12 protein-coding genes and 1 pseudogene are annotated in these 12,143 nt (G+C 34.6%); 11 read left to right on the top strand and 2 right to left on the bottom strand.

What is annotated here, in order from left to right:
* Positions 1-61: 61 nt before the first annotated feature.
* The 10 genes and pseudogenes from bcbE to DZB84_RS04555 all read left to right on the top strand — a co-directional run bounded on the left by bcbE (position 62) and on the right by DZB84_RS04555 (position 9,713).
* Positions 62-1,294: a bacillibactin exporter BcbE gene (gene bcbE, locus DZB84_RS04600; RefSeq protein ID WP_116351090.1), complete on the top strand. Its 1,233-nt coding sequence runs from the start codon at positions 62-64 to the stop codon at positions 1,292-1,294.
* A 476-nt stretch (positions 1,295-1,770) separates the two neighbouring features.
* Entirely contained in the window at positions 1,771-2,631 is an 861-nt protein-coding gene (locus DZB84_RS24705) for an NTTRR-F1 domain (RefSeq protein ID WP_142759827.1), read from the top strand.
* A gap of 84 nt (positions 2,632-2,715) precedes the next feature.
* Positions 2,716-3,000: a DUF4183 domain-containing protein gene (locus tag DZB84_RS04590; RefSeq protein ID WP_116351088.1), complete on the top strand. Its 285-nt coding sequence runs from the start codon at positions 2,716-2,718 to the stop codon at positions 2,998-3,000.
* A 188-nt stretch (positions 3,001-3,188) separates the two neighbouring features.
* Positions 3,189-3,702: pseudogene (locus DZB84_RS04585) on the top strand (transposase); the annotation flags it as partial.
* A gap of 408 nt (positions 3,703-4,110) precedes the next feature.
* Complete coding sequence (locus DZB84_RS04580) at positions 4,111-4,938, top strand: UTP--glucose-1-phosphate uridylyltransferase (protein WP_116351087.1); 828 nt, start codon at positions 4,111-4,113, stop codon at positions 4,936-4,938.
* A 1-nt stretch (position 4,939) separates the two neighbouring features.
* Positions 4,940-6,217 (top strand): UDP-glucose dehydrogenase family protein, encoded by a 1,278-nt coding sequence (locus tag DZB84_RS04575; protein ID WP_116351086.1) that lies wholly within the window; start codon positions 4,940-4,942, stop codon positions 6,215-6,217.
* 114 nt (positions 6,218-6,331) lie between these two features.
* Complete coding sequence (locus DZB84_RS04570; RefSeq protein ID WP_189655144.1) at positions 6,332-6,679, top strand: DUF1360 domain-containing protein; 348 nt, start codon at positions 6,332-6,334, stop codon at positions 6,677-6,679.
* A 192-nt stretch (positions 6,680-6,871) separates the two neighbouring features.
* Positions 6,872-7,822 (top strand): protein kinase family protein, encoded by a 951-nt coding sequence (locus DZB84_RS04565; RefSeq protein WP_116351084.1) that lies wholly within the window; start codon positions 6,872-6,874, stop codon positions 7,820-7,822.
* A gap of 33 nt (positions 7,823-7,855) precedes the next feature.
* Positions 7,856-8,959, top strand: coding sequence for a glycosyltransferase family 4 protein (locus DZB84_RS04560; protein ID WP_116351083.1), 1,104 nt, complete (start codon positions 7,856-7,858; stop codon positions 8,957-8,959).
* Positions 8,907-9,713 (top strand): HipA family kinase, encoded by an 807-nt coding sequence (locus DZB84_RS04555; protein WP_116351082.1) that lies wholly within the window; start codon positions 8,907-8,909, stop codon positions 9,711-9,713. The genes DZB84_RS04560 and DZB84_RS04555 overlap by 53 nt, the downstream gene beginning before the upstream one ends.
* A gap of 150 nt (positions 9,714-9,863) precedes the next feature.
* Here the strand turns inward: DZB84_RS04555 and DZB84_RS04550 are convergent, their stop codons facing one another.
* Together DZB84_RS04550 and DZB84_RS04545 are read right to left on the bottom strand one after the other, a co-directional pair.
* Positions 9,864-10,661, bottom strand: coding sequence for a hypothetical protein (locus DZB84_RS04550; RefSeq protein ID WP_116351081.1), 798 nt, complete (start codon positions 10,659-10,661; stop codon positions 9,864-9,866).
* A 117-nt stretch (positions 10,662-10,778) separates the two neighbouring features.
* Complete coding sequence (locus DZB84_RS04545; RefSeq protein ID WP_116351080.1) at positions 10,779-11,498, bottom strand: BMQ_0737 family morphogenetic spore coat protein; 720 nt, start codon at positions 11,496-11,498, stop codon at positions 10,779-10,781.
* A 166-nt stretch (positions 11,499-11,664) separates the two neighbouring features.
* Here DZB84_RS04545 and DZB84_RS04540 point away from each other — a divergent pair, with 166 nt between their 5' ends.
* The gene (locus DZB84_RS04540) at positions 11,665-11,985 is read left to right on the top strand and encodes an NUDIX hydrolase (protein WP_116351079.1); all 321 of its coding nucleotides are present in this window, start codon (positions 11,665-11,667) and stop codon (positions 11,983-11,985) included.
* The last annotated feature ends 158 nt before the right edge of the window (positions 11,986-12,143 follow it).

Raw genomic sequence — 12,143 nt, 5'->3', positions numbered from 1 at the left:
GGTGTTTAAGGATAGGTTAATCTTGATATAAATAATTAGAATTCCGAAGGAGATAGGCGAAATGCAAAAAACGGAGAAATGGGGAGTGCTCTCACTAGCATCTATCCCATTAGTCATGACCTTAGGTAATTCTATGCTTATTCCCATACTACCGATAATGGAAAAAGAAATTGATATCACACCATTTCAATCAAGTTTAATCATAACGATCTATTCGATTGTAGCCATCATTTTAATCCCAATCGCTGGTTTTCTCTCTGATCGAATCGGAAGAAAGAAAGTCATTATCCCAAGTTTAATAATTGCAGGGGTAGGGGGATTAATTGCTGGACTAGCATCCTGGCTATTTGAAAGTCCATTTTTGATTATTTTAATCGGAAGGTTTTTACAAGGTGTTGGAGCTGCTGGTGCTTCCCCAATTGTTTTACCGCTAGTAGGTGATATGTGCAAAAGTGAGAAAGATGTGAATACAGGACTAGGATTGATCGAAACATCAAACACATTTGGAAAGGTATTAAGTCCAATTTTAGGTGCGATACTTGCAGCGTTGATTTGGTATATGCCTTTTTTTGCTTTTCCTATTTTTTGTTTGATTTCCATTTTCTTGATTCTATTTCTTGTACAAACTCCAAAGAAGAATGAAGTGGATACCACAAGCTTCTCTTTTTTTCTGAAGAAAATTAAGCGCACTCTTAAGGAAGAAGGACGATGGCTGATTTCCATTTTTATCGTCGGAGCGATTTGTTTTTATATTCTTTTTGGGATGCTCTTTTTCTTATCGTCAATTTTGGAGGAAAAGTATGGAATTGATGGGGTTATCAAAGGCTTGATTCTTGCCATTCCGCTTGGAGCGCTTTGCCTTGCATCATTTATTACCGGAAAGAAGCTTGGTGACGATAAAAACGCGATTAAATGGATTATATTTTCTGGGATTTTTGCAGCAACAATTGCTGTTTTTGGGATTTGTTATACAGAAAATCTGTATATTTTTATCGCTGCCCTTGTCATTTGTGGAATAGGTATCGGTATTGCTCTTCCAAGCCTAGATGCGCTTATCACGAATGGTACTGAAAAAGATGAAAGAGGTACGATTACTTCAATTTATAGTAGTGCCCGTTTCATTGGAGTTGCTGTTGGACCACCCGTTTTTGCCATTTTAATGAAGCTTTCACATGATATCTTGTTTTTTTCAGTCGCCGGTATTTCTGCTCTAGCGGCTGTTCTAGTCTTATTCTTTATTAAGCCGCCTAAGCGGGTCAGAACAGATTCATTATTTCAAAAAATGAAGAGATAAAGAGTATGGGGAAAGCACGTAAAATTAAATGGTGACAGCTTTCACTATTTGGAGTTCTATGTACAATTGTTAATGCCAGATAGTATAAACGAGTACATTACAACTGGCGCAGGACTAATTCGTTATCATATATGAGGCACCTCTTCTGTATGGTTATGTGATTCTCGAAAAATCAACTATACCAAAAGATGAGGTGTTTTTTTATACTTTTTTTCCTGTCAATGATCGTACTTCAAGACCTATAAGAATTACAATCGCTTAAACCCATCATATTTTTCTAGGTGCGAAAAGTTGAGTTGCTTATTATTAGATTTAGATAGTTATTTTTCGTTTTGAATGAAATTTGTGTGTAATACCAGATAAAAGAGTCCTGTCAACAAAAGAGCTTATACATAGTATGAAGCATACTTTATAATTTTTACAAAGTAGTATATATTAGCCAATTAACTAGATGGAGGAAAAGGAGGTATTAAAAATTGTCTATCGATGATCGAATCGATAATGGTAGCTTTGAAACTGGTTCTCTTATCCAATGGATTGGAATAAATGGTAAGATTACAAGTGAGTTTTCACATTCCGGTTTCTTTTCCGTAAGATTGTTAGGAGGTAACGCAAATTCTTTCATTTTTCAATTTGTTCCTGTTAAAGCCGGAGAGCAATTTGAGTTTCTTGTTTCACTTTCGAAAAAAGGAACAGCACCTAGTCCGCTTGTAAGTATCTCTGTTGTTTACTATGATGAAGTATTTAATTATTTGGGAAATGGGTTAATTCTAAATTTACCTATGGACAGGCTACCTGATGTAGAAAATGACGATTGGGTGGAGATCTATGGAAATACAACAACTGTGCCCCCAGGAGCAAGCCAGGCACTTGTTATTGTTAACAAGATACCTATGGAAGGTAGTGCAGATGTTCTTGTAGACGATTTGGCATTACTTTCGGCAGAAGTGAATGGGATATCAGGTCCTACGGGAGCTACTGGTGCAACCGGAGCTACTGGAGCAACTGGAGTAACCGGACCTGCAGCTGAAATCTCAGAAATCCTTATCATCCCTACTAGTCAAAGATATTTTTATATCGTAAGTTCAGATATTCAAACACCTCAAGATATTCCAGCAGAGCTATTAAGTGATGATAATGGAGATACCATCACCGGATTTCCTATATTAGGTCAAAATAGCTACACTCACCTTTATATCAATGGAATATTGCAACCAGGCAGTCTGTATAGCGTGAGTTCAGGGGCCTTAAATATAAATGATGAAGGTGAAACTATTTATTCTGGAACACCTATTACATTGGAGTATGTATCATATGTTGCTCAAATTATCATTTAAAATATGCGATATTACCACTAGATTAATCCATTCTTTTTAATTCAACTTGAATAAATTATAGAATGAAAGTGAGGTGATACTAGTATGCCTATTATTAAACCATTTTTAAATGGAATGAGATTTGTTGCTTCAATTGGGGATGGTACTGGTACAGGTCCGACCTTTGCAATTGATGCAACATCATTTCTAGATGACGAGGGGGTAGCCGCTACGGCATTTCCTGGATCCTTTGCATATTTCAACCTTTATCTAAATGGGATGGTCCAAACAGGTGACGTCTCTACAGTTACGACAACATCAATCACTATTCCAGATGGTGACATACTAAGTCCAGGAACTCCAGTTATAATTGAATTTGTTGTAAACTAGACATTTGCATCTGTAGACTTTATACGACGCTATCTCTTGTGTACTCAGATTTTAGTAATGATGGAAGGGTCACAAGGATATTCCTTATGGCTCTTTTTTATAGGTTCACTAAAATTTTTATTCTGGTGCCTGACCCTTAGCGCAGTAATGATTTACTGTGTTGGGGGTCAGGCTCTTTTTATTCATGGAAAACGGTTGAATTACTTGCACGTTGTTTTGATCACGCATCTCTTAAAATGCGTTCCTTTAAAGGTTTTCTTATAAAACTTTGAGTTGGTCAGATGGCTACACATTCATGCCTATTGATATTTCTTTAGTTAGTTCCAAGAAATCCCGGATTAAGGGAATCCCCGAACATATTTATAAACGCATATTCGTCTATAATTGTCGAGAATTTGCCCTACAAACAGAGCCTGAACAAATCCCTGACATGATCAGACGTGCGTTAGCTAGTGGGATAGCAGCCAGTTATGTCCTAATGGATTCTTGGTTTACATTACCTCCACTTTAAAGGACATTGTTGATTAGGGATTAGACGTAATTGGCATGGTCAAAGTAACAAAACAGCGTTATATCATAAATGGGAAAAAGGTTTCTTTAAAAGAACTTTACCGTCTCTCGGGCCCTGTTCAATCAATGAAAGGAATTCTTCGTTCCATCCATACAACTATGGCTAATGCAACACCAGTAAAAGTTGTATACGGAGAACTAATTTAATCAAAAAATGTTGGTGCAATAATTGAATATTTATAGCAATTAAGTTTAATAGAAATAAAATTGTATCAGTAAACCTGACTGTAAATAAAAATAATACTGGTTTCCAATAGATCCATAAATATTGGCATTTCGGTCACTCACTATAGGTCAAGTCAGCAAACACCATCACAATCTAGGGGTTTTTATTAATAAGAAAATAGTAACCAAGTGAGGGAAACATAGAAGGGAAGTTAAAACGCAGGGCTTTTTGTTCAAAATAAACAAAAATAAAAATGAAGAGGGTTCGAAATATATGCTTTTTTTCATTTTCTGGCCCCTTTCTTATAAGGACAAATTCCCCAAGAGTATTATTTGAATAAATTGGAATAACAACAGAAGGGGGGAGACAAGTAAATGATTAAAAAGGCTATTATACCTGCTGCAGGGTTTGGAACAAGGGGATTACCTATTACAAAAGTACTTCCTAAAGAGATGCTCCCAATTGGAGGTCGACCAGCTATTGATTACATTGTTGAAGAAGCAGTTAAAGCTGGAATTGAACAAATTCTAATGATTGTTTCGCGTACAAAAAATATAATTGTTGATTATTATGACAGATCTTTAGAATTGGAAACGTTTTTAGAACAGCAAAATAAACAACATCTGCTCGATACAATAAAGGTTCCAAATATAAAAATCTATTATACGAGGCAATATTATCCAAAGGGATTAGGGCATGCAGTCTCATTGGCCAAGGATTTTGTTGGTAATGAACCTTTTGCTATTTTACTTCCTGATGAGATATACCTCTCTAAAGAGAAGAATCCGCTAGAAGAGTTGATTGACTTCTATAAAAATTACAAAAAAAATGTAATCGCCTTACAAAAGGTTGAAGAGGAGCATCTTAAAAGTTACGGGGTTGTTAAGATAGAGAAACGGGAAAAAGGCAGATTATATAAAATTTATGATATTGTTGAAAAGCCGAAAAAAGATCCGCCATCTAACCTTGCTGTAACAGGAAGATATATTTTAAAGCCCAATATTTTCACCTTCTTAGATAGAACAATACCAGGAGTCGAATCAGAAGTTCAATTAACCGATGCAATCAAACTAATGCTACAAGAAGAACCTGCTTATGGACTTGAGGTTGACAGTGAGCGGTTTGATATAGGTAAAGAAGCTGAATATATAAATCTAGTACAAAAGGTATACACATTACAAACGGAAGAGAAGGTGGAGTAATGTGAATGTTTTAATCGTTGGGACAGGATATGTTGGAACCACCACCGGGTTGGTTTTATGTGAGAAAGGGCATAAGGTTACTGGCCTTGATATTGATGAAAGTAAGGTAAAAGCACTTTCAATGGGGAACCTTCATTTTTACGAAAAAGGGCTACAAGAATTATTAACTAAACATCTTACTCAAAAGAATATTTTATTTACAACAAATGCAAAAAAGGCAATTGAACAAAATGATTTCATTTTTATTTGTGTGGGAACTCCAAAAAACACCGATGGCAGTTCAGACTTACGCGCAGTAAATGCTGTGGCAAAAATAATTGGAAAAAGCATCAATGATTATAAGGTAATTGTTAATAAAAGTACAGTGCCAGTTGGTACTACTATTAAAATAAAAGAATGGATCAAATCTGAAAATAATGAGGTGCCATTTGATATTGTATCAAATCCTGAATTTTTAAGGGAAGGGTCAGCCCTTCACGATGCGTTATTTCCTGACAGAGTGGTGATTGGCTGTTTAACCAAAAAAGCAGTAAATATGATGAGGAAATTATATGAAGGTGAAACAGCCCCCTTAATCGAAACTACGCCAAATGCCGCAGAGTTTATAAAGTACACCTCCAATTCGTTTCTAGCATTGAAAATATCCTTTATTAATGAACTTGCACGGCTTTGTGACAAATTAGAAATTGATATCGATGAGATTTCAAAAGGAATTGGTTTAGACCATCGCATTGGACCATATTTTTTAAATGCAGGGTTAGGATATGGCGGTTCGTGTTTTCCAAAGGACATCAGTTCATTTATTACTATTGCACAAGATCAAGGAATGGACCTAAGCATTCTTAACAAAGTTGAGACAATAAACAAGTCACAACCTCTTTATTTTTTAGATAAGGTAGAGCAAGTTCTTGGTGGTTTGGAAGGAAAAAACATTGCAGTTTTAGGATTAGCTTTCAAACCAGGTACCGATGATACAAGGGAATCACCTAGCTTATTAATAATTAATGAACTTTTGAGTAGAGGATGTTCAGTAAAGGTACATGATCCAATAGTTACATTATCCAATCAAAAGGTGAAGCAATATAAAGATATCCTCGATGTAGTTTCTGACACAGATGCATTGCTGTTATGTACTGAGTGGAAAGAGTATAAACAGTTAGATTGGAGAGAGGTAAAACAGGCTGTAAGACAGCCATATGTATTTGATGGAAGAAATTCCCTAAACAAGTTTGAACTTAAAAAAATTGGCTTCTACTATGAAGGCGTTGGAAAAACTTAAAAAAACAAAAACGGTCATCATGTATCATCCGTGGTGACCATATTTTATATTAAGTAGTAAATGGTGCCAGTTTATAATTTCAATTTTGTCGGTTTCTGAGAGGAAGGAGATATAATGAATGTTTTTGAGTTTGTATTGTTAGGATTAGCAAGTTTTCGTCTAACAAGGCTTATAGTTTTTGATAAAGTTACTGAGATTATTCGTAGACCTTTTCATGAGGTGTTTGAAGAGACGTTGCCAGATGGTACGGTTGAAGAATTTATACACATAAAAGGAACTGGTTTAAAAAAGTGGATCGGAGAGTTGTTAAGTTGCTACTGGTGTACAGGTATTTGGGCTACAGCATTTCTTTATATTCTTTATGAACATTATTTTCCCGTCTCCGAACCTCTAATTCTAATTTTTGGAATCGCAGGGCTCGCATCGATTATCGAGACATGTGTAATAAAAATATTGAATTAGTTGGATAGGATAAATACACATTTTTTTTTTTATACACTCCTGTCCATACAAAATATAGACATATACCATATAGTGGAAATTAGGAACTGTAAAAAAATGATAAAGGAGGAATACAAACTAACCAAAAATTGTATTACATTACCCCATTTTTTATTAAAAGATAACTGAAAAACGATACGAGGTGGATGAATATTGGATAATCAAGTGAATGTAAACTGTCTAGAAATAGAGAACTATGTAATGAACATCAATGTTCAAGCGAATGAAAACTCTGATGTTACGGTTCAAAATGGTACATTGCTTAATCTCATTGGTAAAGGGGTACATGGAGCCGTATTTCAAGTGAATGATAATGTATGTATAAAAGTATATGGTGAGGAAGATGTATGTGCAAGAGAGCTTTATGCGTTATCTCTAGGACAAAATACAAGTGTTTTTCCAAAGGTATTTTGCAGCGGGCCTAAATATATTGCTATGGAAATGATTTATGGAATTGATTTACGAGAATATTTGCAATCACAGCCTTTAACAAAAAATTTAGCAGAAAAGCTAATACACCTACTAATTACATTCAAGAAAATTGGACTTGAAAGAATTGATCATCATAAACGGCATATTTTTGTTCAGGATGATGGGAGTTTAAAGGTCTTGGATGTTGGTACGACGGTATGGAGAAATCGCGTCTACCCATATCCACGAAAATTACTAAATAGTCTTGGAAATGAATATAAAGAAATGTTTTTAGAGTATGTAAGAGAAATGGCACCAGAGTTATTCGAAGACTGGCAGAATTATATAGAGATGGAAAAATATGCATCCTTATTACACGAAAAATACTTTTCGCAGGAAGATATAAACCCAAAGAAATTAAAAAAAGAAGCAAAAATATTATTAACAGGAAAAAAAGAATGGAATTCAAAAATTAGAGATTTAGTTAGAAAGGTTCATAAAGAGCAATGGATTAGGACCTTAATCGCAAGAGGAATGGATCTAGAATATGTTAAAACAAATATAGAAGAGCTTGAACGTGAGTATATATACACTAAGAAAAAGAAAAGTAAAAAAGAAAGTAGCTTACAAAATAAAATAGGTCAGCAAAAAATGAAAGTTTACGCTTCTAAAATGAAAACTGTGAGTTATTGATAAGTTGGTGTATTTATGTAAAGGAGGGTAAATTTGAAGGTATTAGTTATTTGGCGCCTATTAACTGTTGGGGGTGTAAATGCGGGCTGGCGTAACCGCGCAGTCTATTTCAAAAAATACGGAATCCAAACAGATTTTATGTATGTTAAAGATCTTGGTGGAATGCATATTATGGAAGATGTTGCGAATGTTTTTCTTACAAGTGATGAAAAGGAAATTATCGAGATCATACAAAAAAACAATTATGATGTGATCATTGTTTGTGACACGAAAAAGGGCTACAAGTGGATTAGAAAAGCAAAGTTCAAAGGCCCTGTATTAATCGAGGCGAGGACCCCGGAGATTATCAAATTAAATAGACACCTTCCTGATTTTGATTATGTCCAACCTGAACGTATAATAGTTCCCTCCGTTCACCAAAAACGCTTAACGTCGATTTTAATTGACTCAAAGGCACCTTATGAGGTAATTTTTAACGGAATTGATACAGAGTTTTTTAAACCACTGAGTCCTAAAGATACCCATTTAAATATTGAACCTATTCCTTCTGAAGGAAAAAAGGTAGTTGCCTATATTGGAAGATTAGATGGTCGTAAAAACTGGAAGTTACTAATGGAGATTGCCCATTTAATTAAAAATGAAAGAGTAGACATTGAAATTTGGATTATCGGTGGAGCAAACAGTGTTCAACGTGATGAATTTGAAGATTATTGGTATGAAAATAGTCTCACCGATATTGTCAAATGGTATCCGGTTGTCCCATATCACGAGATGCCACATATGTACTCAAAAGTTAAACAATCTGGTGGTTGTACAATTGCTACCACCAAAGGTGAATCTTTTGGAAACACATTTATAGAATCAATGGCTTGCGGAGTACCAGTAGTTGCACCAGGGATCTCCTCAATCCCAGAAATAATAGAGGATGGAAAGACCGGATTATTATATAAGGAGGAAAATGCAAGAGAAGCAGTAAATAAAATTTATCAAATCATGGAAGCACCTGAGTATTATCAAATATTGTCGGATAATGCTAGGGAACGGGTAGAGTCCTGTTTTTCAATTTCTGTATGTGCAGAAACCTATGTCAGATTACTTCAAGAACTGCATGGAGGTGCTCGACATTCAACCAATTAAATATCACCAATTATTTGAAGGGAAATCTAATAATGCTCACCTGTTTTCATTTGATAATGGTAAGAAGTATATTGTGAAATTTATAAAAGAAGGACAGGAAAAGATACTTTTTAATGAATGGATTGGATATTCTATTGCTCGTTATTTACAGTTGCCAGTTCCAGCTAGTAGATTTGTACAAATCCCAGAAAGCCAATTAAGTAAGTTAACCGACGCTAAATTTATAAAATATACAGATACACAATTTGCTATTGAGTATATTCCAAACTGTAAAAATGCACATGAACTAACTTCCCCTAATATCATTAACCTAGAACAACTTGCTGGAATTATTATCATGGATTACTGGCTATATAACCAAGATCGAACAAGGAAAAATGTTCTTTTTAAAGAAGAATTAGAAGGTAAACATAAGCTAATTATTATAGATCATGCTGATTTGTTTGGTTCATTTGCATGGGAAAGTATAAACCTTCCGACTTATTCCAGAAATCTGATGAAAAGTGCAGCACATGAATTAATTGCAAGCTTTATTCAAGACGAAAAGGAATTTTACAACCTGCTTTCCTTAATCCAATCAATTCCAATCCATCTTTTAAACGAGATTGTTGCCTTCACTCCTGACGACTGGGGTATTACAGATGATGATAAAAAACGAGTTGTTGATTATTTAGTATGCCGACGAGATATGGTATTAGCAAAATTAATAAGTGATTTTATTAAGGTAAGATACCGCCCGCTTCATTCGAATTGAGATAGGTGAAAGGATCAACCTCTATTTTCCTCCTCATATTAACTGTACGTATTGTTTTCTTATAGGTGATTCCAACTTGATGAAGTATATAGTGTCTTAGGAACGCGAAAATTTAAACTTTTAAGAAGCTGTTAAAAGTAAAACAGCTTCTTAAAAGTTTATTATAATTTTATTAAAAGAAAAAGTTCCCATTGGAATTTCCTTACAATATACATAACCATCTACAACAACCGATTGACTATTTTTATTCATCGAACAACGAATATCAAATTGTGGGAAGATAATACTTTCACCTGGATTCAGTGAGTCTGAATTAGTAAACTTTATCCAATATTCGCCATTTTCTTTAATTTTCTGTTTCCAGTTTTCATGTAGATAAATCCAATTAATATCCGACTCTAACAAGTTTTTTGAATTATTTATTGCTATTTTTCCACTGAGTGTACCAGCATCATGTGGTGTTATTTTGATGCAAACAATAATATCGTTTAAGTTACAAGTACCAGAATTTCTAATAATGAAATCACCTATAATTGTTACATTTTCATCTTCATTTTTGGGAAAAAGGATTGAATGAGCAAAATAGGCTTGAATGTTCGCAAAGGTTTTAGCAGGTTTTTCCTTTGGTGCTACGTCTAAATGTTTAGCTGAAACGACTTTTTGTTGAAGCTGTGTTGAGCGTTTTTTTTCCTCTTCAAGCTCGACTTCAAGTTGTGTAAGTTTTTCCTTTAATTCATAGATTTCCTTTTGATAAGTCTCCAATTGTTGATCCTCAATTGAATACAATTTTTCCTGTAAAAATTGATTTCGTACCTTTTCTTTTTCAATACTTGCTTGAAGAGATTTCAGTTTGTGCTCGTAGGCTACAATTTCAGATTGATAATGAATAATACGCTGCTTCAGTTGGATCTTATCCTCCTGACGCCCTTGCTGCTGTCTTGGTTTCAAATGGGTTCCCTCCTCTCCATTACAAGGTATGTAAGAAACGTAGAAATTGTGTTTTTGTACGCAACAAAAATAAACTAGACTGCTGATGATTCAACAGTCTAGTTTAACCAGTGCTTATTAATGATGAGCAGGAAAAACTTCTGGACATTGGGGTGGGAATTTTTCTGTTGGACATAATACAACTTCTTCTAGGATTTCTTCACGTGGCTGACAGTGCCTAGCTTCGATTTCTAGTTTCACATCAGCTTCAGTTTGAACTTCTAGGCATAGAGTAAGGTTGATATCTAGTTGGTGGATATCTGACTCACAAATTAAAGTTGCATCACATTCAGCTAATGATACATGGACGTTAAGTTCTGTTCCTTCAGGAGCACATAATAAGAATGTTTGAGTCGTTACGAAAGGAATTGGCTTTTTTGTCATACATACAACATGATCCATTTCATCTAGGATTTCTACTGTTATAAAGCCTCTAATTAGAACTTTTACCCTTTGAAGAGTTACTTGTTCACCATTAGGTAATGTTACAGTAACTGGATGGCGTTGCCCGATCTCTTGAACAGTAACTTGATTATCATTTTGGAAGCCAGCTTCAACTGGATTACCCATTGAATCACTTAAAAAGCAATTAACGGATACGTTGTGAAATTGGTCTAGAAACTCACAAAGTTCCTCTAGTGTGCGCTCTGTTTGACCGTTACATTTGAATTTCACAGGTAAATGTCTTGTGAATGAAAGGTTTACGTCAATCTGGCGAGTGATCCAATCATATATTTTCCTAGTCAGTATACAAACTTGTTCTGTGTCTTTATGATGGTTATGATGCTTTGAATCCACTTGTGTGTTCCTCCTTTTTGTTGTAATAACCCTTTGGGTATTGGGGCTACTGTATAGTATGTTTTAGATAGTCAAGTGTGCTGTGACAATAGCGGAATTTTGCTCATATGATATGTAGATTCAATATTTTATATAGAGTCACGACATATTGAAGGAGGGGTATACAGTGAATCGAAATTCGAGAGATCCAGTAATTTTACAACAAAAAATTATCCATTTACAATCGGAGCTATCAAAATATAAATCCATTAAAAAGGAAAAATTACTATTCGAAAACCAAAAATTAAGGGAACTAATTAACCAACTACGTTCAGAAAATGAGCTGCTAAAACAACAGTTTGTTTCATCTAATATGGATGAAGCAAAACAGAAAAGATCAACTGAACCAATTAAAAAAGTCGAGAAATCACGTACGGAAAGCAAACCAGTAGGCTTGGAAAATGGATGGTTCTTTCACAATCTCATACATGAAAAGAAGAAAAAATAGGCAGAACGTGGAAAACAATATTTGTTAAAGGACATATATTAATACTATATCAATCTATGGAGGAATTAAAATGGATAACAATACTAAGAAAAAACCTTCAGACAGCGTTAGGGTTTTTTCTTCCTCTAATAAAACCAAACAAATTAAGAAAAAATCTG

The organism is Bacillus sp. HNG (assembly GCF_003400205.1).
GTDB lineage: Bacteria > Bacillota > Bacilli > Bacillales > Bacillaceae_L > Ferdinandcohnia.
The sequence above is the reverse complement of the archived record's forward strand: the minus strand, read 5'-3'. Positions and strand labels throughout refer to the sequence as shown.